Genomic DNA, 21232 nt, shown 5'->3' with positions numbered 1-21232 from the left:
GGCTGCTCAGGTGCCGGGGGCGCCCTGCCGGGCCGTGTCGATCAGGGCGCGCAGACAGGCCATGAACTGGCGGTGCGTGCCGCCGTCGTCCTCGCTCTGGAGGATGGTCGCGAAGTACTGGCTGAGGGCGGCCCCCACGGCGGCGCCGACGACCGCGTTCATCGGGTGGTCGGCGGGCAGCCCGGTGGCGGCGGTCAGCGCGGGGCCCGTGATGCGTACGGCCTCGGTGATCTGGCTGCTGCCGTGCGCCCGGAGCGCCGGGTTGGCCTCGTACATCGCGGTGAGCAGCGTGACGAGTTCCGGGTCCAGGGCGTCGGCCTCGCCCAGCAGCCAGGTGTCGACGACGTCGAGGAACCCGGAGTCGGGCCGGTCCTTGAAGACGGTGGTGAGCCGGGCCGCGACCTCGTCGGGCACGGACAGGGCGATGTCGTGCTTGGAGGGGAAGTACAGGGAGACCGTCCGGGGTGCGACGTCGGCCGCCTCGGCGATGTCGGCGATGGTCGTGCCGTCGTAGCCCTGCTCGGCGAACAGGCGCATGCCCGAGCGCCTGATGGCCTCCCGCCGTCTCGCCTTGCTGCGCTCCCGGTGGGACGCCCTCGTCTCGCCGCTCATGGCCGTAGCGTAGTCGTAGCGGCGGCGCGGGCGGCCGGGCGCCGGGCGCCACCGGTGCGGTCCGGCGGGCGGGACCCGCGCGGCGCGGCGGCCGGCGGTGCCGCCCGCCGCCGCGCCGCGCGGCGCTCCCGCCCGCTACTCCTCCGGAGCGATCCGGGCACCGGAGTCGCGATCGGTCACGAGGATCGCCTCCATGGGGCAGGACTCGGCCGCGTCGACCAGTTCCGGCGCGGGCGCGGTGATCTCCGCCTCCGGGTGCGAGGCGCCGTCGCGGATCCGGAAGCGCCCGGGTGCGACGCCCGCGCAGATGCCGGTGGCCATGCACGCCTTCTCGTCGACCCGCACCCGCCATGCCTCCTCGTCCGGTCCCGGGGCCGGTGCCGGTGCGCCGCGCGACCGCAGGCCGTCCCGGGCGGTCATGACGGGTCCCAGGTCACGAGCATCTTCTGCAGGCCCTTCACCCCGGCGCCCGTCTTCCACACGAAGTCCTCGCCGGTGTCGGCCGGGCGCAGGCCGGGCAGCCGTCCCAGCAGGGTGCGCAGGGCCACCTGTAGCTCCATACGCGCCAGTTGGGCGCCCAGGCAGTGGTGGGGGCCGTGGCCGAAGCCGACGTGCGACGCCTCCTGGCGGGTGAGGTCGAGCCGCTCGGGACAGCTGTAGACGGCGGTGTCGCGGTTGGCGGACGCGTTGGAGGCGACGACCGGTTCGCCCGCGCGCACCACGCCGCCGCTCAGCTCGACGTCCTCCAGGGCGTAGCGGGCGACACCGCCGCTGCCCAGGGGCACGAACCGCATCAGCTCCTCCACCGCCTGCGGCACGAGGTCCAGGTCGGCGCGGAGCCGGGCCAGCTCGGCGGGGTGCTCGAACAGCGTGTACACGAAGTTGGGGATCTGGCTGGCGGTGGTCTCGTGCCCGGCGACCAGGACGCTGACGCCCATGGCGACCAGCTCCTCCTCGGAGAGCCGGTCCTGCTCGTCCCGCGCCGCCACCATCACGCCGAGCAGGTCGTCGCTGGGCTCCTTGCGCCGCTCGGCGACCAGCGCGGCCATGTAGTCGGACAGCTCGTCGGCGTAGCGCTCGACCTCTTCGGGGGTGAAGCGCGTGGTCGACAGCAGGGCGTCCGACCAGAGGCGGAACCGGGTGCGGTCCTCGACGGGCACGCCGAGCAGTTCGCAGATGACCGTGACGGGCAGCGGGAGCGCGAAGTCGGCCACCAGGTCGGCGGGCGCGCCGCGTCCGGTCATCGCGTCGACGAGCCCGTCGGAGATCGTCTGGGCCCGTGCCCGCAGCGCCTCGACGCGGCGCGCGGTGAACGCCTTGGCGACCACCCGCCGCAGCCGGGTGTGCTCGGGCGGGTCGAACGCCAGGATGTTGCCGGGCAGACCGCGGTGGTAGCGCGTCCTGGGCTCGTCCCGGGCCGTCGCCTCGGCCCGGCTGAACCGGGCGTCGCCCAGGACGGTCTTCACGTCCTCGTACCGGGTCACCAGCCAGGCGGGCTCGCCGTGGGCCAGGCGCACCGGGCACAGCGGCTCGCTCTCGCGCAGTTCCTCGAAGCGCGGCTCGATGAGCAGTTCGTCGGTCTCCTGGAAGGGGAACGGGTGAGGATCGCTGATGGCCATGAGGTGCCGCCTCTCGTGGGGGAAACCATCTGCAAGGGCTCTCCGCACGGGCGCGGGGGCGGTGGTCCCGCCCGTTGTACGCGTCCTGTCGTGCCTGGTCGTACGCGGTCCGGGCGGGGCGCCCTGTCCGCCCCGCGGCCGCCCGGAGCATCACATTTCGTCCTTGTTCGACCGTAGGCAATCGTGCAGACGGATGCAATATTGCTTTCGGACGCATCTTGGTTGGCCGTATCCGGACCGGTGGGCCGCCGCGGTGTCCGGAGACCGACGGCGGCGGGCGCGCCTTCGGCACGTAGGGTGTGCGGATCCGATCGAACGAGAACAGGCGGCCGGGCGGCCCGTCCGCGGCGTGTCCCGAGGACCGTCGCGGGCGCCGGGGAAGCGGGAGCGACGTGACCGAGACCGAGACCAGGGCCGAGACCGCCACCGCGCCGGCCCCCCTGCTCCTGGACGACGGCCGGCCCGCCGCCGCTGCCTGGTCCCTCGACCCGGCCCTGCTGCACCTCAACCACGGCTCCTTCGGCGCGGTCCCGCTCGTCGCGCAGGAGCGGCAGAGCGCGCTGCGGGCCGAGATGGAGCGGGCGCCCGTCGTGTGGTTCCCGCGCCTGCCCGGACGGATCGCCGCCGCCCGGGGCGCGATCGCCGGCCATCTGCGCACCGACGCCGCGGACCTCGCGCTGGTGCCGAACGCCAGCGCGGGCGCCAGCGTCGTCTACGCGGCCCTGGCCGAGCGCCCCGGCGGGGACGTCGTCGTCACCGACCACGGCTACGGCGCCGTCACCATGGGAGCCGAACGCCTCGCCCGCCGCTGGGGCCGCCGGGTGCGCACCGTCCGGGTGCCGCTGGCCGCCGGTGCCGAGCAGGCGTACGAGGCGATCATGGCCGAGGTCGACGACGGCGTCGCGCTGGTGGTGCTGGACCAGATCACCTCCGCGACGGCGCGCGGGATGCCGGTGGAGCGGACCGGGGCGGAGCTGGCCCGGCGGGGCGTGACGCTGCTCGTGGACGGCGCGCACGCGCCCGGTCTGCTCGCCGCCCCGCTGGACGGGCTGGTCTGCGACGCCTGGGTCGGCAACCTCCACAAGTGGGGCTGCGCGCCGCGCGGTACGGCGGCGCTGGTCGCCCGCGGTCCGCTGCGCGACCGCCTCCGTCCGCTGATCGACTCCTGGGCCGCGCACGAGCCGTTCCCGGACCGCTTCGACCAGCAGGGCACCCTGGACGCCACCGGACCGCTCGCCGCGCCCGTCGCGCTGGACTTCGTCGAGCGCACCTGGGGCTGGGCGGCGGCCCGCCGCTACATGGACGAACTCGCGGAGTACGGCGCCCGGGTGATCGGCGCCGCGTTCGCCGGATCCGCGGCCGGGGTGCCGAGCGCCGACGTCGGCATGCCCGTGCCCGGCATGCGCCTGGTCAGACTGCCCGAGCCGCTGGGCACCAGCCGGCTCGCGGCGGACGCCCTGCGCGACCGGGCCCCCGCCGAACTGGGCGCGGAGACGGCCTTCACCAGCTTCGACGGCGTCGGGTACCTGCGGGTGTCGGCGCACGTCTACAACACCCCGGCCGACTACGACCGCTTCGCCGAGTCCTGTGTGCCGGTGGTGCGCGCATGGGCGCGGCGGGCCCCGGCACGGAGCTGACCGGCCCTGCCGCACGGGCCGCCCGGCGCCGGACGCGGGGCGCGCCTGGTCACAGGGACGGGCGGCCCCGGCGGAAAAAGATCGATCCGGGGCGCCGGCCGTGCAACCCGGGCCGCGCGCGGCACGTCTTCCCGGTCGATCGCGAAGCGGCGGCCGTGGGGGCCGTCCGCCGGTCCGCACGGACCGCCAGGTCGGGCGATCGGTTCAGGGGGATCCCGTCATGCGTTTCCGTTCCTTCAGGTTCCCGGGCAGCTCCGCGGGCGTGCGCGGCGCCGCGGCCGTCACCGCGCTCCTCGCGGCGGGCACGCTGCTGGCCGGTGCGGGCCAGGCCGCCGCGGTCAGGGGCGGCGGTCCGGCCAAGGCCGCGGACCAGCCGTACACCATGCTCATCGAGCTGAACGGACAGCAGTTCTGCGGCGGCACCCTCGTGGCACCGACCAAGGTGCTCACCGCCGGGCACTGCGTCCAGGACGCCGGGAAGCTCTCCGCGCTGCGGGTGATCGGCGGCCGGACGCAGGTGAACGGCACCGACGGCACCGTACGGCGGGTGAAGTCCGCGCGGATGGACGCGCACTACACCTCCCCCGGCCTCGCCCACGACGCGGCCGTGCTCACGCTGGACCGGGCGATGCCCTACCGGCCGATCCCGGTGGCCGGGCCGCGCGACGCCGCGCTGGTCGCCTCCGGCAGGAAGGCGCTCGTGCTGGGCTGGGGGCGCACCGGCCCCGGCGTCTCGGCGACCCGGCTGAAGCAGACGCAGCTGGTCCTCTCCCCGCTCACCGGCTGCCGCCCCTACACCGACGAGGACACCGACCCCGGGGCGATGCTGTGCGGGACGCCCCGGCGCGGCACCGCCGACAGCGTGTGTCCGGGCGACTCCGGCGGTCCGCTGGTCAGCGGCGGCAAGGTGGTGGGCATCGTGTCGGCGGGCAACAAGTACTGCGACGGCCAGTACCCGGTGTCGGTCTTCGTCCGCACCGACTCGGTCGCGGCCGGGCTCAGACTGAAGACCGCCTGACCCAGGACGTCCCGAGCCGGGTGGACCCCTCGCCCCCCTTCGAGGGGTCCACCCCCCCCCAACTCCCTTACGCGCTCTGGCGTTTCACCGCGCGCAGGGGCACGCTTGCGCGCGGTGTGCCGCAGGGGCACTCCGGTGACGAAGGCGGGGCGAATGAGACCGATCAGCCGTAGGGGCTTCGTGGGGTTCGGCGCGACCGTGGCGGCGGGCGTGGCGCTCGGCGCCGGCCAGCGCCCGGCGTACGCGGCCGGGCGGGCGGCGACCGGCACCGTCAAGGACGTACGGCACGTGGTGATCCTCATGCAGGAGAACCGCAGCTTCGACCACTACTTCGGGCGGCTGAAAGGGGTGCGCGGCTTCGACGACCGCAGCGGAGTGCCGCTGCCCGGCGACCGCTCGGTCTTCGAGCAGCCAGGCGGCACCGGCCGCCAGTACCCGTGGAAGCTCAGCGCCACCCCCGCGGCGGGCGGCAAGGACGGGGAGACGCTGGCCCAGTGCAGCGGCGACCTGCCGCACTCGTGGACCTCGCAGCACGCGGCGTGGAACAAGGGCCGCATGGACAACTGGGTGGCGGGCGTGGGCAATGTGCGCTCGCTCGGCTATCTGGACCGCACCGACATCCCCTTCCACTACGCGCTCGCCGACGCGTACACGGTCTGCGACGCCTACTTCAGCTCCGCCCTCAGCGCCACCGGTCCCAACCGCACCTACCTGTGGAGCGGCAAGGTCGACGCCGCCAGCTACGACGGCGGCGACGAGACGGGCCTGACCTGGCAGAACTACGCCGAGGCGCTCCAGGCGGCCGGGGTGAGCTGGAAGGTCTACCAGAACGCGCAGGACAACTACGGCGACAACGGCTGCGCCTACTTCAAGAAGTTCACCGACGCCCCGGCCACCGACCCGCTGCATGTGCGGGGCATGTCGTCCGTGCCACGGGTCACCGGCTCCACCCCGGACGACATCGCCGCCGCCATCAAGGCCGACGTGCTCGCCGGCACCCTGCCGCAGGTCTCGTGGGTGGTGCCCAACCAGGCGTTCTCCGAGCACCCGTACTCCACTCCGGGCGACGGGGCGCACTTCGTCCATCTCGTCCACCAGGCGCTGGCCGCCGATCCTGATGTCTTCGACTCCACCGTGCTGTTCCTCAACTACGACGAGAACGACGGCTTCTTCGACCATGTGCCGCCGCCGTCGCCGCCCGCCGGGACCCCCGGTGAGTTCCTGAACGGGGTGCCCTACGGGCTCGGCTTCCGGGTGCCGATGATCGTCGTCTCGCCCTGGACCCGGGGCGGCTGGGTGTCGTCGGAGGTCTTCGACCACACCTCGGTGCTGCGGTTCCTGGAGACCTGGACGGCCGCGCTCGGCACGCCCGCCAAGTGCCCGAACATCAGCGACTGGCGGCGCACCGTCTGCGGGGACCTGACCGGCGTCTTCGACTTCGCCCACCCGGTCACCGGGCCGGTCTCGCTGCCCGCCACGAGCGTCATCGGCTACGCCACCTGCGGCCCGCTGCCCAACCCGGTGCCGACCACCAACTCCCGGCCCGCACAGGAGCCCGGCACCCGCCCGGCCCGCGCGCTGCCGTACCAGCCCAACGGGTACCTGGACCGGTTCGAGTATCTGGCGAACGGCCAGATCCACGCCTGGTGCGTCATGGCCAACCAGGGCGCGCCCGCCACCCGGGCGGCGCACTTCTCCCTCCAGCCGGTGGCCTACCGGGAGTCGACCCCCTGGCAGTACACGGTCGGCGCGGGCGGCACCGCCTCCGACTTCTTCAACATCGGGCCCGCCTACGGCGACGGGAAGTACGACATCGTCATGCTGGGCCCCAACCGCTTCCAGCGGCGCTTCCGGGGCAACGCGACCACGGCCGGCCGGCAGGCCGAGGTCCGCACGCGGTACGCGGTCGAGTCCGGCACCGGCAAGCTCGCCGTCTGGTTCGCGATGACCAACTCCGGTTCCGCGCCGGTGACGTTCACCATCACCTCCGACCACTACCGCGGCGACGGCCCCTGGCGCTACCGGGTCGCCGCCGGGGCCACCACGGAGGACTTCTTCAACGCGGTGGCGTTCCAGAACGGCTGGTACGACTTCACGGTCACCGTCGACTCCGACGCGGCGTGGTCGCGGCGCTTCACCGGTCATCTGGAGACGGGCGCCCCGAGCGTCAGCGGGTGACGCGGGAGTGCGGTCCGTCCCCGGGGACGGACCGCACCGCCGGTCGGCGCCGTGGTCGCCGCTGCCGTCCGCGGCGCGGGCCGCGGCGCGCGCTGCCTCAGCCGCAGCGGCCCGTGGGCCCGGCCCGGGTCACCACGTCCGTCCTCCCGGTCGTCGAGTCCAGCCAGATCACCTGGCTGCCGCCCGGGGCGGAGGCCCCGGTCTGCGCGCCCCGGTTGCAGGACACCCGGCCCAGCCGGGTGCCGGGCGCGCCCGGGGTGCCGTTCGCGGCGAACTGGTAGAGCTTGGGGGTGGATTCGTTGCGGATCACGGTGTCGGGGAGATAGGTGCCGACGACCGCGGCGTCCTCGGAGACCGCCAGGTCGTAGGCGTTCAGGGCGTCGGGGCCGCTGCCCGGACTGAGGTCGGCCACGTCGGAGCCGTCGAGGGCGGCACGGCGCAGCGTCGTCGCGTTCGCGTCCAGGCCCTCGTCGAGCAGCCAGAAGACATGGGTGCCGTTGAGGGCCGTGGGGCCGAGGGACGTGGAGCCGTCGTACCGCTGGACCGCCCGGTCCTCGCCGGTCGCCACGTCCGCGACGCGGGTGGTCCAGGCGTAGGTGGCGGCCAGTCCCACCCGGCTCATGTCCTGGTAGGCGACCTTGCCGTGGCTCACCGAGGACCCGTGCGCGCGGTGGTAGGTGCCGCCGCCGACGGCGTGTTCGTCCTGCGGGTCCTTGAGGCTGAGGTAGACGATGCCGCTGCGGCCGCCGTAGGTGTAGTAGTCGAAGGCCACCACGTCGCCGTCGACGCCCGTCGCGCCGCCCACGCTGCGGCCGTGCCACAGGGTGCGGACCGGGCCGCCGGAGAGCGACCGGGCGAGGATGTCGACGCCGCCCGGTCCGTGCGCCTGCCACACCACGGTCCTGCCGTCGGTGGCGGGTCTGGTGTGGTAGCGGCCGTCGTTGGGGCTCATCAGCCTGGGCTGCCCCTTGCCGTCGGCGCGGCCCGCCCACACCGAGTACGGCTCCGAGCCGTCCTCGTCGGACCTGGACGCCGCCCACCAGCCGCCGCCCGCGCCCAGTTCGGCGCCGGCCGTGTTGATCCGGTCGAACAGCACCCGGCTGTCGTTGCCGAGGGCGAGTTCCCAGCCGGGCACGATGCCGTGGGCGGTGAAGGCGCCCTTGAGCTTCCTCAGTCCCGCCGCGCCGGTGCCGAGGTCCTCGGCGGCGGCGAGCACGGCCGCGCGTCCCTCGGTGAACCCGTCGAGCGGGGTGAGGTACTGGGTGAGCGCCCGGTAGACGATCCGGTCGGTCACGGCGGCGCCCAGCTCGGTGCGGGCGTCCCACAGGGCGCCGCCGAAGATGGTCGAGTTGAGGTGGACGCCGCCGTTGTCGTTGAGGAAGTCCACTCCGACGAACGAGCCGGTGGTGGTGCGGCCGTCGTCGAGGTCGCGGGTCGCGCACGCGCGGGGGCCCTTGGTCCGGCAGAGCCGTTCGCCCAGGAGCCCGGAGTCCGGGTCGCCGGCGGGGATGCCGTACACGGACGCCTCGATGGTGTTGCCGAAGTAGTCCGCGACGGCCTCGTTCAGCGCGCCGGACTGGCCGGCGTACATCAGGTTCGCGGTGTGCGCGATCACGCCGTGCGTCATCTCGTGCCCGACGACGTCCAGGGCGGCGGAGAACGGCAGGTACTCGTCGTCACCGCCGCCGTAGACCATCTTCTGGCCGTCCCAGAAGGCGTTGGCGTACGGCGTTCCGTAGGAACCGGTCACCCCCACCAGGGAGTTGACGGTCATGCCGTGGCCGTCGAGGCTGTCGCGGCCGTGCTCGGCGCGAAAGTAGTCGTAGACCCGCCCGGCGGCCCAGTGCGCGTCCACGGCGCCCGAGGCGGTGGCGTCGGCGCCGAACGCGGGAGCCGGGGAGCTGAACTCCTTGATGCCGTCGGGCCAGCTGCCGCTCGTGTCGGCGACCTCCCTGCCGCGGGCGTCCCAGGTGGACAGCACGCCGTAGTGGTAGTCGTCCTGGGGTATGCGGGTGCTGTCGCGCAGCACATAGGCGCCCTCGGTCTCGTCGTGCTCGATGTCGAGGGGGACCTCGGTCCCGTCGAGCCGGACACCGGTGCCCTTCTCGGCGGCGGCGAGCGGCCGGGGGTCCGGGGCGCGCGGCACCGGACGGGCGGCCGGGCGGGCGGCCGGGCGGGCGGCCGGGCGGGCGGCGCCGAAGGTCTGGACGCCGCTGTACTGGAGGACGGGGTATCCGGCGCGGGCGTCGATGTAGACCTCGCGCACCACGGGCGCGCCGTCCGCCGGACCGGTGCCGCGCACGGTGATGTGCCGGGTGAGGAGGCCGGGGCCGGCGGGCAGGACGACCAGGCCGTGGTCGGTCCCGTGCAGCAGGTCCGCCGGGTCGGTGCCGGGCGCCGCTGCGGGCCGTCCGGCGAAGTGGTGGTCGTCGAGGTCGCCGAGGACCGCGTCCACGGCCCGCTCCACGGCGAGCGCGGAGCCGATGCCGTCGGTGGTGCCGGTGGTCAGCCCCGTGAAGTACTTGCCCGAGGTGCCGGTGACGGTGCGGCGGCCGTCGTGGTTCTCCATCCGGACGACGTACTCGCCGCCCAGGACGGGGACGCCCCGGTGGCGCTGCCGCAGCCGGACGGTCTCCTCGCCGTGGGCGCTGACCGTCCCGCCGGGCACCAGGTCGTGCCGGGCGTCGGGGATCCGGTAGCGGTCCCGCCGCTGGTCCAGGTAGGCGCGGGCGGCGTCCGCCGCGCTGTCCCCGGCGGGTGCCTGCTCGTGGATGCCGCTCACCAGGGCGGGTGTCGACGTGGCCCGTCCGGCGGGTCCTGCCGGGCCCGGCGGCCCCGCGGTTCCGGTCGCCGCGGCGGCGGCCGGGGCCAGCGTGACGACGAGTGCGGCGGCACCGAGCAGTGCCGCCGCACTCGTCCACGGGCCGCCGGGCCGTGTTCTTCCTCCGGCTGCGCGGCCGGTTCTTCTCCCAGGGTGACGCACGGTCTCCCCAACCCCCCTCGTCGGCGGTGCCGTCGGCCGAGCGCCGTCCGGCAGGGCGACATCGAAGCGGCCGGAGGGGCGCGGCATCAACGGGCGGGGTCCGGCGGCGGCGACTTCCGGACGGGGCCGCCGGGTCCGGCCGGGGCTCGGGGGCGGGCCCGGTGAGCTGCTGCTGCACGGGTGCGGGCGGGGAGCTGTCCGGCGGGGCCGGTGCCCCGGCTTTCGACCGGTTCTCGGCGCACCGGGTCAGCTGTGGCTGACGGTGAGTCCGTAGAAGGCGACCCGGGCACCCTTCGTGGTGCTGTCCGAGGAGGACTGGTTGTAGGAACCGGCCTTGAAGTACTGCTTGTACTGCTGGAACGAGGACGGGACGGCGTAGTGCGTGGTGCTGTCGTTCACGGTCAGGTCGATGGTGTCGCCGCCGGTGACGGCGATGGTGTAGCGCCAGGTCCTGCCGGTGGCGACGTGTCCGACCGGGTGGAGGGTCTGGCCTCCCGAGGGGGAGTCCTCGGTGCCGAGGACGATGTCGCCGCCCGCCCGGTAGTACAGCTCCACCAGCGGCTTGGTGGAGCTGCCGCCGCTGCCGAGGTGGATCTGTCCCACGCACACATCGGACGTCACGGAGACCACGCGCAGGGTGGCGCTCAGCCGGTGGGTGCCGCGCAGCGGCCAGTCGGCGGCGCCGCCGCCCCGGTTCATCTCGCGCAGTTCGGAGCGGGCGTAGTGGGAGTTGGGCGTGGTGACGCCCTTCTCGGGGGCCCAGAACGTCATCGCGCCGTCGCGGGTGTCGGTGTAGAAGTACGCGTCCTGGTAGCCGTCGCGCCCCTTCAGGCGCGCGGAGGAGATGGTGGTCGGGGAGCCGGGTGAGCCGACCGGCTCCTGGAGCTGCCAGGTGGACAGGTCGAAGTTGCCGCCGGGCGCGACCTTGGGATCGGCGGCGTCCGCACCGCCCGTGCCGAGGACGGACAGGACGGCGGTGAGCGCCGCGAGGGTCGCGGCGGCGATGGTCCGGGAACGCTGGGACGACGTCATGGGGGTTCCTGCCGAGTGGTGGGGGGAGACGGGGAGTCATGGTGGTTCAGCAGGCTGAACGTTGACCGTGTACGTGGACTTCCGGTGCTCCGGGAACCTAAGGGGCGACACCTGGCCCGTCAAGGCGTGCGGCACGAAGGCTCCTCGGCGCCCGGTCGCCCGGCCCCGCGTTCCGTGCGCCGCGAGCGCGGGCGTAGGCGCAGGCGATCGGGCGTGGGCGTGGGCGACGACCGGGCGCGGGCGCGAGCGATCGGGCGTTGGCGCATCGACGACAGTCGCGCGCCCATCGGGAGCACCGAGCGCCCGTTCCGGCACCCGAGCGCCCCGCTCGGCGCCGTGTGCGCCGCACGGGAGGCACTTGGTACAGGCCAAAGTGCGCCGGGGTGGACGCCGGGACTCCAGCACCCCCCTCTCCCCTCCCGGCCATGCGTCACCGTGCCGGTACGGTGCGTGTTCGATCCATGAGAGATACACGCACGCATCCCCCACGATTCCTTCACTGATCGCGCACCTTCGGCCAGCGGGCGTTCCGGGCGCCTCGCCAGGGGCAGACGTGGCGCCCGCCGCGTGCCTAGCCTCCCGGGCCATGCGATCACCTCTGATGCGCCGCTTCGGCCTCGCCACGGTCCTCGGTCTCGCCCTCGCCGTCTTCGGCCTCGCCCCCAGCGCGAACGCCGATCCCGCGCCGGCCTCCCTGACGTTCGCCACCGACACCGCCTCCACCACGCCCGGTGGCACGGTCCAGCTGTCCATGACGCTGACCAACAACAAGACGTACGACGTCCTCTTCGTCCATCAGACGATCGACCCCACCTGGCTGACCACCCAGCGCCCGGACCTCAAGTACAGCTTCACCGGGTGCAGCCTCGCCACGGCCACCGGCAGCACGCCCTGTTCCGGCACCGGACCGGCCGACCTGGGCGGCAACTACGGCGCCACCGTCCCGCCGGGTCAGAGCCGCACCGTCACCCTCACCCTCCAGGTCGCCGCGGACTCGGGCTGCAACGGCGACATCGGCTTCTACTCGTACTACTACGCCGAGTTCAGCGACGGCACCAACAGCAGCGGCGGGCCCGTCTACACGCCCGAGACACGAGTGAACTGCGCCTGACGCCCCGCCGCGGGGACCGGATTTCGGCCCGGGGCGAAGCGGGCGCCGCGACCCGGATGCGCGGCGCGCGGACCGGCGGGCCTGACCCGGCCGCCGGTCCGGGCGCCGCCCGCCACCTGGGACCCGGCCGGTCCGGGCGCCGCGCGTCCGGACCGGCCGCGGCGCCCGCGGCGGCCGCGCGCGGACCGCGGCCCGACCGGCGAGTCCCTGCCGATTTTCCGTCAGGACCCGGCACACGGCTCCATCAGGCACACAAACCCTTCACCATATGACGCGACGGATGCGTCGACGGCCGGTGTCCGAGGGGGGCACCGGCGTCACGCGAGGGGCCGCGCCCGCTCCACAAGAGCCGCGCCGCCCCTGCCGGGGGGAGAGGACCTCACCGCATGAAGCGGACCATACGCACGACCGCGCTCACGGTCGGCGCGCTCGTCGCCGCGCTGGGACTGCCCGCAGGGGCCGCCCACGCCGACGGCACCGCGCCCCGCGTCGACCTGCGGACCCTGATCGTGAGCGACGGCGGCCCGTCCACCGGCGCGATAGCCGCCGAACTCGACGCGGCCGGCACGCCGTACACGGAGATCGACCTGACCCAGGCCGGGAGACCCGTGATCGACGCGGCCTTCCTCGCGGACACGGTGGACGGCCGGCCGCGGGCCAGATTCCAGGCCGTCGTCCTGCCCGACGACAACCCGTTCCCGGCGAACTCGCCCGAGATGGCCGCGCTCGCCGCCTACGAGAAGACCTACGGCGTCCCGCAGGTCGACGCCTACACCTACGCCCGCCCCCAGGCCGGGCTCCAGCTGCCGACCGCCGGCGGCTACTCCGGCAGTGTCGACGGGGTCGAGGCCCAGGTGACCGCCGCAGGCAAGGCGGGGCCCTTCGGCTATCTGTCCGGAGCCGTGCCCTTCGAGGACAACTCCCCCACCGTTGCCGAGAGTTACGCCTATCTCTCCCAGCCCGCGGCCGGCGCCGACTTCACGCCGTACGTGGACGCCCCGATCCCCGGGCAGTCGGGGCGGCGCGGCTCGCTGGTGGGCGAGTACCGCCACGACGGGCGGCGCGAACTGGTGGTGACCTTCGTCTACAACCAGTACCAGCAGCAGTTCCGGCTGCTGGCCCGCGGCATCGTGGAGTGGATGACCGGCGGTGTGCACCTGGGCGCCTCGCGCAACTACTTCGCCGTGCACGTCGACGACGTCTTCGCCGCCGACGACCGCTGGGACACCCAGCTCAACTGCACGCCCGGCGACGTCGACTGCCCCATCGGCCAGGGCACGCCCGACCCGATCCGCATGACCCCGGCGGACGTCGACTACGCCACCTCCTGGGAGCAGAGCCACGGCTTCACCTTCGACCTGGTCTACAACGCGGTGGGCAGCGACGACGAGCGCGCCGACCACAACGGCGCCGACCCGCTGGCCGACAGGCTGATCGCCGACCGCGACCGCTTCCGCTGGGTCAACCACACCTACACGCACGCCTTCCTCGGCTGCAAACAGGATGTCTCGGTGGTCCCCTGGAAGTGCGAGACCGACCAGGACGGCGCCACCGAGTGGGTCAGCCGGCAGGACATCTCCGACGAGATCTCCGTCAACCGGGCCTGGGGGCAGAAAGCCGGGCTGCCGCTGGACAACACGGAGCTGGTCACCGGCGAGCACTCGGGCCTGCGGGTGCTGCCGCAGCAGCCCGACGACAACCCCGGCCTGGCGCCCGCCCTCGCCGACAACGGCGTCACCTGGCTCGCCTCGGACAACTCCCGTGACCCCGAGCAGCGCCGGGTCGGCACCGCCACCACCGTCTCGCGCTACCCGATGAACGTCTTCTACAACGCGGGCCGGGCCGGCGAACAGGTCGACGAGTACAACTGGCTCTACACCAGCCGCGCCCAGGGCGGCAGCGGCATCTGCGAGGACAACCCGGCCACCACCACCTGCCTGCCGGCCCCGCTGGACACCGCCACCGGCTACGCGGACCACATCGTGCCGCTGGAGACCCGCATCGCCCTCGGCCACGTCCTCGCCAACGACCCCAGGCCGCACTTCGTCCACCAGTCCAACCTCGCCGAGGAACGCATCGCCTACCCGGTCCTGGACGGCGTGCTCGACGGCTACCGCGCGCTGTTCGCCGACGACACCCCGCTGGTGAACCTGCGGATGGCGGACATCGGCGCCGAGATGCAGCGCCGCAGCGCCTGGCAGTCGGCCCTGCGCGCCGGACAGGTCACCGCGTACCGGATCGGCGACACGGTCACCGTGTCCGCCCCCGACGGGGTCGACGTGACCGCCACCCTGCCCGCCGGAACCACCCTGGCCGGACAGGACTTCGGCACCGCCTACGCGGGCGCCCGCTCCGGCTGGACCGCCTCGGCGGGGCAGCCGCTCGCCTACTCCCTGCCCGCCTCGGCCCCGGCCGCACCCGCGTCCCCGGCCGCACCCGGCACCACCGTGACCGGACCGGTCACCGCACCCGCCCCGCACGCCCGGATCCCCGCGGGCGTGACAGCCAGGAGCGCGCCCACCACAGCGCACTGAACGGCGCACCGAAACGGTCCCGGCCGCGACCCAGCGGCCGGGACCGGCACTGCCACCCCACACCTCGGCCGTGGAGCACACCTCGATGCACGTTCACCACGGCGCACGCGACTCCGCCCCCGCGCGCGTCACCCTGCTCACCGAAGGCACCTACCCGCACAGTCACGGCGGTGTCAGCGTCTGGTGCGACCAGCTCGTCACCGGCATGCCCGATCTGGCCTTCGACGTCCTCGCCGTGACCGGCACCGGCCGCGAGCCGCTGGTGTGGGAGCTGCCCCCGCACGTCGGCAGCGTGCTGTCGGTCCCGATGTGGGGCAGCCCGCCCGGCGGACGGCCGCCCCGCGGCCGTGCGCGGCGGCAGCTCACCGCCGACTACGAGCGGTTCCTCACCGCACTGCTCGACCCGGGCGCCGAGGACGGCTTCGCGCCCGCGCTGCACGCCCTGGCACGGGCCGCCGCCGCGGGCACCCTCGGCCCGTTCCTGCGCGGCGACCGCGCGGTCTCCGTGCTGAGCGCCGTGTGGAACCAGCCCGGACTGGTGGTCCGGGAGGCCCGGCCCACCCTGCACGACGCGCTGACCGCCACCGGGCTGCTCGAACACGCGCTGCGTCCGCTGGCCGCGCCGCCGCCGCACACCGGGGTCGCGCACGCGGTCAGCGGCGGGGTGGCCGTCCTGCCGGGCCTCGCCGCGCTCGAACAGCACGGTGTGCCGCTGCTGCTGACCGAGCACGGCGTCTATCTGCGCGAACGTTTCCTCGGCTACCGCACGGCGCCCTACCGCTGGCCGGTCAAGGCGGTCGTCCTCGGCTTCTTCCGGCTGCTGGCCGAGGAGACCTACCGCAGGGCCGCGCTGATCACCCCGGGCAACCGCTACAACCGGCTGTGGGAGGAGGAGGGCGGCGCCGACCCGGAGGCGATCCGCACGGTCTACAACGGCGTCGACCCGGCCGCCTTCCCGCCGGCCGGACCCGAGCCGGAGGTGCCCACGCTCAGCTGGGCGGGCCGCGTCGACCCGATCAAGGACCTGGAGACCCTCATCCGCGCCTTCGCCCTGGTCCGGGCCGAACTGCCCGAGGCCAGACTGCGGTTGTTCGGCGGCACACCGCGCGGCGGCGAGGCGTACCGGGAGCGCTGCGAGGCGCTGGCCGCCGAACTCGGCCAGGGCGACGCCGTCCGGTTCGAGGGGCGCGTGGACGACATCAAGGACGCCTACGCCGCCGGGAACGTGGTGATGCTCTCCAGCATCAGCGAGGGCTTCCCGTTCACCCTGATCGAGGCCATGTCGTGCGGCCGGGCGACCGTCTCCACCGATGTGGGCGGCGTACGGGAGGCGGTGGGCGACGCCGGTCTGGTCGTACCGCCGCGCGACCCGGCCGCGATGGCCGCCGCCGCGCTGCGGCTGCTGGGCGATGCCGGGCGCCGCGCGGCGATGGGCGAGGCGGCCCGGCTGCGGGTGATCGAGCAGTTCACCCTGCGCCGCACCATCGAGACGTTCCGCTCCATCTACCTGGAGCTGTCGGCCTCCTCCGGGACGGCGACGGCAACGGCGACAACAACGGCAGCGGCGGCGCGGGAGCGGACCGGATCACGGTGCGGCGCCGTTGCGGGCGCGCACCCGCTGCCCACCCGCTCCCCCGCCGCGGGCGCCGGGAGCGTGGCCCTGTGAGCGGCCCCATGGCGCTGGAACCCGGCGGCGCCGAACAGGACACGCTGGCCCTGCGCCTGGCCGGGACCAGCAGGGTCCGCGCCCGGCGCGGCGACGACCGCACCCTCGCCCTGCGGCTGCCCCGGCTCGCGCCGGACGAGAGCGCGGTCAGCGCCCTCGCCGCCGACCTGTCCGACCGCGTGGGCCCCGCGGTCCACCCCTACGAGGTGGCCGCGCTGCTGGAGGCCGAAGGGCTGTCCGCCGACGTCATCCGGGACCGCTACGGCCATCCGGACCTGTTCTCGCTGGCCGCCGCGCTCTACGAACGGGTCCCCCGCAGCTTTCCCGAACCCGCCCCGGCGCCCGACCCCTGGCGCCCCGACCATGTGCGCTGCCTGCTGCGCGGTGTCCTGTTCGCGCTGCCCGGCCTGGCCTATCTCCTCACCGCGCCCCTGTGGTCCTCCGGCGGTTCCACCTCCCCGCTGGTGGTGGCGGGTGTCGTCTCCTGGGCTTGGGGCCAGGCGCTGGGACACCGCGCCCATCTGCGGATGACCGCGGGCCGCCGGGAGGCCGGACGCACCCTGCTCGCCGGGGCCCCGCCGGGCGCGCTGCTGGCCACGGCCGCCGCCGCTCTCGCGGCCGGCGGCAAGGCGGTGCTCTGGGTGGCGGCGGCGCAGTCGGCGTACCTGGCGGCGGCGGGCGTCCTGCTGGTGCTCGCCCGCGAGCGGTGGCTGCTGGCCGCGCTCTCCCCGCTGATCGCCGGGGCGGTACTGCTGCCGTGGTGGGAGCCGGGCCCCGCGGTGCGGGCGGGGCTGGTGCTGCTGGCGCTGCTGGCCACGCTCGCCGCGACCGCCCGCGCCCTGCGCGAGGTCTGCTCGGCGCCCGCCGGGACCGGCGGAGCGCGCCCCCGCCCGGTGACCTCCCTGCCGTACGGCCTGTTCGGTCTGTCGGCGGCGGTCCTGGTACTGCTGGAGGGGCGGCTGCACCCGTACGCCGTGATCGTGCTGACCGTGAGCATGGGCCCGGCGGAGTGGCTGCTGTACCGCTACCGCGGCTGGTCGGTCGCGGCGCTGCGCCGGGCCACCACACCCGCCGGCTTCCTGCTGCGCTCGGCCGGGGTGCTCGGCTGCTGCCTGCTGGCCTATCTGCTGCCGCTGCTGCCCGCGGCGCCGCTGACCGGTGCCCCGCCCGCCGAACTGCTGCCACTGGCCGCCGCGTTGTGGACGGCGCTGCTGCTCCAGGCGTTCGGTGCGGCCTGGCCGGCGGCCGCCGTCTGCCTGCCGGCCGCGGGCGGCGCCGGCGCCGTCACCGTGCTGCGGCTGCCGCCCGGGGCCGAGGCGCTCCCGCTGTGCTGCGGCGGCGCCGCACTGTGTCTCGCCGTGTGCGCGCTGTGTCTGCTGGGCCGTCCGGCCCCGCATCTGTGACCGGCCCGTACCGCGTCACCGCCCATCGCCCCAGCGGACGCGCCGCCGAGCGCCCGCCCCGAACCGCCCGACCTCCTGGAAAGGACACCGCGTTGACATCCGCACCGCTCGCCGCAGTCACCGGGGCCGAAGGCTTCATCGGCTCGCACCTGACCGAGGCGCTGGTCGCCTCGGGGCACCGGGTCAGGGCCATGGCCCAGTACAACTCCTTCTCCTCCTACGGCTGGCTGGAGACCCTGCCCGCCGACGTCCTCGACCAGGTCGACGTCGTCCTCGGCGACGTCCGCGACCCCGGCTCGGTGCGCGCCCTGCTCGACGGGGCCGACTGCGCCTACCACCTGGCCGCCCTCATCGCGATCCCCTACTCCTACCGGGCACCGCACAGTTATGTGGAGACCAATGTCACCGGCACCCTCAACGTGCTGGAGGCCGTGCGCGCCCTGGGCACCCCGAGGCTGGTGCACACCTCGACCAGCGAGACGTACGGCACCGCGCTCACGGTGCCCATCACCGAGGACCACCCCATCAACACCCAGTCGCCGTACGCGGCCTCGAAGGCGGGAGGCGACCGTCTCGCCGACAGCTACCACGCGAGCTTCGGCACCCCCGTGGTGACGCTGCGGCCGTTCAACACCTACGGCCCGCGCCAGTCGATGCGCGCGGTGATCCCCACCGTCATCGGACAGGTGGCGGCCGGAGCGCGCACCATCACCCTCGGCGATCTGCGCCCCACCCGCGACTTCACCTACGCGGCGGACACCGCGCGGGCGTTCCTCGCGGTCGGCACGGCACCGGCCGAACGGGTCGTGGGGCGCACCTTCAACGCCGGTACGGGCGGGGAGATCTCGGTCGGCGACCTCGTCGCGCTGATCGGCAAGGTGATGGACACCGCGCTCGACGTGCGCGCGGAGCCGGCCCGGCTGCGGCCCGCGGGCTCGGAGGTGATGCGGCTGGTCGCGGACGCGTCCCGGCTGGCCGGGGCGACCGGCTGGCGGCCCGCGCACACCCTGGAGGAAGGACTCGCCCGCACCGTGGAGTTCTTCCGCGAACCGGCCAACCTGGCCCGCTACAAGACCGGCATCTACAACATCTGACCGCCCGGCACATCCAGCACGTCCACGGAAGGAGAGGCTCCATGCATGCAGTGATCCTGGCGGGAGGCAAGGGCGTCCGGCTGCGGCCGTACACCACCGCGCTGCCCAAGCCGCTCGTGCCCATCGGCGACCAGCACGCCATCCTGGAGATCGTACTGCGCCAGCTCTCCACGGCCGGCTTCACCGGCTGCACCATCGCCATCGGCCACCTCGGCGAGATCATCCGCGCCTATGTCGGCGACGGCTCCCGCTGGGGCCTGGACGTCGACTACTCCGCCGAGGAGAGTCCCCTGGGCACCATGGGGCCGCTCCTCACCATCCGCGACCGCCTGCCGGAGAGCTTCCTCGTCATGAACGGCGACGTGCTCACCGACCTCGACTACGCCGACGTGCTGCGCCGCCACCGCGACTCGGGGGCGCCGCTGACCATCGCCACGTACGCCCGCAAGGTGCACATCGACTTCGGGGTGCTGACCACCGACGCCAGCAAGGTCGTCGCCTTCACCGAGAAGCCCAGCCTGGACTACAGCGTCTCCATGGGCGTCTACGGCCTGTCCCGGTCCACGCTCGGCGCCTACACGCCCGGCCTGCCGCTCGGCTTCGACGAACTCGTCCTCGACCTGCTGGCCGACGGACACCCGCCGCACGCCTACCAGTTCGACGGGTACTGGCTGGACATCGGCCGGCCCGACGACTACGACCGGGCCAACGCCGAGTTCACCACCCGCAAGCCGCTCCTGCTCAAGGGGGTCTGAGCCTCCTATGCGCATCCTCGTCCTGGGCCACACCGGCTATCTGGGACGCCATGTGGCCGGGCACCTGCGCGAGCTGCCGCGCGCACGGGTGCTCGGCGCCGGGCGCTCCCCCGCCGCCGGCGTGGACATCGACCTCTCCCGGCACACACCGGACCGGGTGGCCGAGGCCGTCTCGGCGGCGGCACCGGACGCCGTCGTCAACTGCGCGGGGGCGACCGGCGGCGACCCGGTCACGCTCGCCGAGGTCAACGCGCGCGGCCCGGCCGTGCTGGCCGCCGCGGTGCGCGCGGCGGCACCGGCGGCCCGCCTGGTGCACCTCGGCTCGGCCGCCGAGTACGGCCCCGGCCGGCCGGGCCGGCGCACCACCGAGTCGGCGGCCACCCGGCCGCTCGGCCCGTACGGCGCCACCAAGCTCGCCGGCACGGTCGCGCTGACCTCCGCCGGACTCGACGCGGTCGTCCTGCGGGTGGGCAACCCGGTGGGCCCCGGCGCGCCGCCCACCGGGCTGCCCGGCCGGGTGGCCGCGCTGCTGCGCGCCGCCGGGCGGGACACCGGCGCGGTCCTGCCGCTGGGCGACCTGTCGGCGTACCGCGACTTCGTCGACGTACGCGATGTCGCGCGGGCCGTCGCGCTCGCCCTCACGGCGCCCGGTCCGCTGCCGCCGGTGCTCAACATCGGCGGCGGCGAGGCCGTACCGGTGCGCACGCTGGTGCGCAAGCTGGCGGACGCGGCCGGTTTCCGCGGCCGGATCGAGGAGGACGCGGCCGGGTCGTCCCGCTCGGCGCGGGTGTCGTGGCAGTGTTCGGACATCACCGCCGCCGCCCGCGCCCTGGGCTGGCGGCCCGTCCACCCGCTCGACGCGTCGGTGGCCGCGCTGTGGGCCGCGGGCGTCCCGGCACGGCCCGGCCCGGAAGGTGAGCGCGTCCCGTGAAGCTGCTGATCCCGCTCTATGTGCATCCGGCCGAGGACCCGGACGCCTGGCACCGCCTCATCACGGCGGCGGCCCGCACCTACGCGGTCGTGCTCAACCCGGCCGACGGCCCGGGGAGCGGCCCCGACCCGGCGTTCGCCGCGGTGGCCGACGCGCTGCGCCGGGCCGGGGCCCGCCTGCTCGGCTACGCCGACACCGACTACGGCACGCGCGATCCGGCCGCGGTCGTGGACGACGTGCGCCGGCACCGCGACTGGTACGGGGCCGACGGCTGCTTCCTGGACCGGGTGACCGCGGCGCCCGCCGGGCTGCCGGAGTGCCGGCGCCTCGTGCGGTCGGTGCGCAGGCTCGGCACCGGCACGGTGGTGCTCAACCCGGGCGTGCATCCGGCGCCCGGCTACGCCCGGCTCGCGGATCTGACGGTCACCTTCGAGGGCCACTGGTCGGCGTACGTCTCGGCGTTCAGCCGTCCGGCCTGGGCGGCGCGGCTGCCGCCCGGCCCGCTGTGCCACCTGGTGTACGGCGTGCCCGAGGCGCTGGTGCCGCTCGCGGTGCGCACCGCACGCGAGCGCGGGGCGGCCGTGTGCGGGCCGGTGACCGGTGAGCCGCCCAACCCCTGGAGCGGTCTGACCCCGGCGCTGGCCGGGGCGGACCGATGA

16 protein-coding genes are annotated in these 21232 nt (G+C 74.7%); 11 read left to right on the top strand and 5 right to left on the bottom strand.

Features of this window, described 5'->3' with window-relative positions:
* Positions 1-6 precede the first annotated feature (6 nt).
* The 3 genes from A8713_RS30285 to A8713_RS30275 all read right to left on the bottom strand — a co-directional run bounded on the left by A8713_RS30285 (position 7) and on the right by A8713_RS30275 (position 2231).
* On the bottom strand, positions 7-612 hold the full coding sequence (locus A8713_RS30285) for a TetR/AcrR family transcriptional regulator (RefSeq protein WP_237305494.1): 606 nt from the start codon (positions 610-612) through the stop codon (positions 7-9).
* A 135-nt stretch (positions 613-747) separates the two neighbouring features.
* Complete coding sequence (locus A8713_RS30280) at positions 748-1032, bottom strand: ferredoxin (protein ID WP_079159190.1); 285 nt, start codon at positions 1030-1032, stop codon at positions 748-750.
* Positions 1029-2231 (bottom strand): cytochrome P450, encoded by a 1203-nt coding sequence (locus tag A8713_RS30275; protein WP_064536911.1) that lies wholly within the window; start codon positions 2229-2231, stop codon positions 1029-1031. The genes A8713_RS30280 and A8713_RS30275 overlap by 4 nt, the downstream gene beginning before the upstream one ends.
* 392 nt (positions 2232-2623) lie before the next feature.
* Here A8713_RS30275 and A8713_RS30270 point away from each other — a divergent pair, with 392 nt between their 5' ends.
* The 3 genes from A8713_RS30270 to A8713_RS30260 all read left to right on the top strand — a co-directional run bounded on the left by A8713_RS30270 (position 2624) and on the right by A8713_RS30260 (position 7064).
* Positions 2624-3868 (top strand): aminotransferase class V-fold PLP-dependent enzyme, encoded by a 1245-nt coding sequence (locus tag A8713_RS30270; protein WP_064536910.1) that lies wholly within the window; start codon positions 2624-2626, stop codon positions 3866-3868.
* A 220-nt stretch (positions 3869-4088) separates the two neighbouring features.
* A complete protein-coding gene (locus A8713_RS30265) occupies positions 4089-4886 on the top strand; it encodes a S1 family peptidase (RefSeq protein ID WP_064536909.1) in 798 nt (265 codons plus the stop codon).
* 153 nt (positions 4887-5039) lie between these two features.
* Positions 5040-7064, top strand: coding sequence for a phosphocholine-specific phospholipase C (locus A8713_RS30260; protein WP_064536908.1), 2025 nt, complete (start codon positions 5040-5042; stop codon positions 7062-7064).
* Between the two features lie 97 nt (positions 7065-7161).
* On the opposite strand, the gene A8713_RS30255 is transcribed toward A8713_RS30260, so the two are convergent.
* Both A8713_RS30255 and A8713_RS30250 read right to left on the bottom strand, forming a co-directional pair.
* Positions 7162-9846 carry a M4 family metallopeptidase gene (locus tag A8713_RS30255; protein WP_079159189.1) on the bottom strand — a complete coding sequence of 895 codons (2685 nt, stop codon included), beginning with the start codon at positions 9844-9846 and terminating at the stop codon, positions 7162-7164.
* Between the two features lie 447 nt (positions 9847-10293).
* Entirely contained in the window at positions 10294-11079 is a 786-nt protein-coding gene (locus tag A8713_RS30250; RefSeq protein WP_173860934.1) for a polysaccharide lyase family 7 protein, read from the bottom strand.
* Positions 11080-11665: 586 nt separating this feature from the next.
* On the opposite strand from A8713_RS30250, the gene A8713_RS30245 reads away from it, so the two are divergent.
* The 8 genes from A8713_RS30245 to A8713_RS30210 all read left to right on the top strand — a co-directional run bounded on the left by A8713_RS30245 (position 11666) and on the right by A8713_RS30210 (position 21232).
* Complete coding sequence (locus A8713_RS30245; RefSeq protein WP_064536906.1) at positions 11666-12190, top strand: hypothetical protein; 525 nt, start codon at positions 11666-11668, stop codon at positions 12188-12190.
* Between the two features lie 386 nt (positions 12191-12576).
* A complete protein-coding gene (locus A8713_RS30240; protein ID WP_064536905.1) occupies positions 12577-14724 on the top strand; it encodes a hypothetical protein in 2148 nt (715 codons plus the stop codon).
* 85 nt (positions 14725-14809) lie between these two features.
* Entirely contained in the window at positions 14810-16390 is a 1581-nt protein-coding gene (gene pelF, locus A8713_RS30235; RefSeq protein ID WP_064536904.1) for a GT4 family glycosyltransferase PelF, read from the top strand.
* Positions 16387-17793, top strand: a complete 1407-nt coding sequence (locus tag A8713_RS30230) for a hypothetical protein (RefSeq protein ID WP_064536903.1) — start codon at positions 16387-16389, stop codon at positions 17791-17793. The genes pelF and A8713_RS30230 overlap by 4 nt, the downstream gene beginning before the upstream one ends.
* Before the next feature lie 92 nt (positions 17794-17885).
* On the top strand, positions 17886-18887 hold the full coding sequence (locus tag A8713_RS30225; protein WP_064536902.1) for an SDR family NAD(P)-dependent oxidoreductase: 1002 nt from the start codon (positions 17886-17888) through the stop codon (positions 18885-18887).
* A gap of 41 nt (positions 18888-18928) precedes the next feature.
* A complete protein-coding gene (locus A8713_RS30220; protein WP_026252860.1) occupies positions 18929-19642 on the top strand; it encodes a nucleotidyltransferase family protein in 714 nt (237 codons plus the stop codon).
* A 7-nt stretch (positions 19643-19649) separates the two neighbouring features.
* Positions 19650-20573, top strand: coding sequence for an NAD-dependent epimerase/dehydratase family protein (locus A8713_RS30215; protein WP_064536901.1), 924 nt, complete (start codon positions 19650-19652; stop codon positions 20571-20573).
* A complete protein-coding gene (locus A8713_RS30210; protein WP_064536900.1) occupies positions 20570-21232 on the top strand; it encodes a spherulation-specific family 4 protein in 663 nt (220 codons plus the stop codon). Before A8713_RS30215 ends, A8713_RS30210 begins: the two co-directional genes overlap by 4 nt.

The sequence above is a fragment of the Streptomyces sp. SAT1 genome (assembly GCF_001654495.1).
Lineage (GTDB): Bacteria > Actinomycetota > Actinomycetes > Streptomycetales > Streptomycetaceae > Streptomyces > Streptomyces andamanensis.
The sequence above is the reverse complement of the archived record's forward strand: the minus strand, read 5'-3'. Positions and strand labels throughout refer to the sequence as shown.

Bases quoted from the DNA above. Each gene is read 5' to 3' on its own strand.
- A8713_RS30215 (WP_064536901.1), top strand. From the start codon at position 19,650: ATGCGCATCCTCGTCCTGGGCCACACCGGCTATCTGGGACGCCATGTG.
- A8713_RS30250 (WP_173860934.1), bottom strand. From the start codon at position 11,079: ATGACGTCGTCCCAGCGTTCCCGGACCATCGCCGCCGCGACCCTCGCG.
- A8713_RS30245 (WP_064536906.1), top strand. From the start codon at position 11,666: ATGCGATCACCTCTGATGCGCCGCTTCGGCCTCGCCACGGTCCTCGGT.
- A8713_RS30240 (WP_064536905.1), top strand. From the start codon at position 12,577: ATGAAGCGGACCATACGCACGACCGCGCTCACGGTCGGCGCGCTCGTC.
- A8713_RS30275 (WP_064536911.1), bottom strand. From the start codon at position 2,231: ATGGCCATCAGCGATCCTCACCCGTTCCCCTTCCAGGAGACCGACGAA.
- A8713_RS30220 (WP_026252860.1), top strand. From the start codon at position 18,929: ATGCATGCAGTGATCCTGGCGGGAGGCAAGGGCGTCCGGCTGCGGCCG.
- pelF (WP_064536904.1), top strand. From the start codon at position 14,810: ATGCACGTTCACCACGGCGCACGCGACTCCGCCCCCGCGCGCGTCACC.
- A8713_RS30280 (WP_079159190.1), bottom strand. From the start codon at position 1,032: ATGACCGCCCGGGACGGCCTGCGGTCGCGCGGCGCACCGGCACCGGCC.
- A8713_RS30260 (WP_064536908.1), top strand. From the start codon at position 5,040: ATGAGACCGATCAGCCGTAGGGGCTTCGTGGGGTTCGGCGCGACCGTG.
- A8713_RS30285 (WP_237305494.1), bottom strand. From the start codon at position 612: ATGAGCGGCGAGACGAGGGCGTCCCACCGGGAGCGCAGCAAGGCGAGA.
- A8713_RS30265 (WP_064536909.1), top strand. From the start codon at position 4,089: ATGCGTTTCCGTTCCTTCAGGTTCCCGGGCAGCTCCGCGGGCGTGCGC.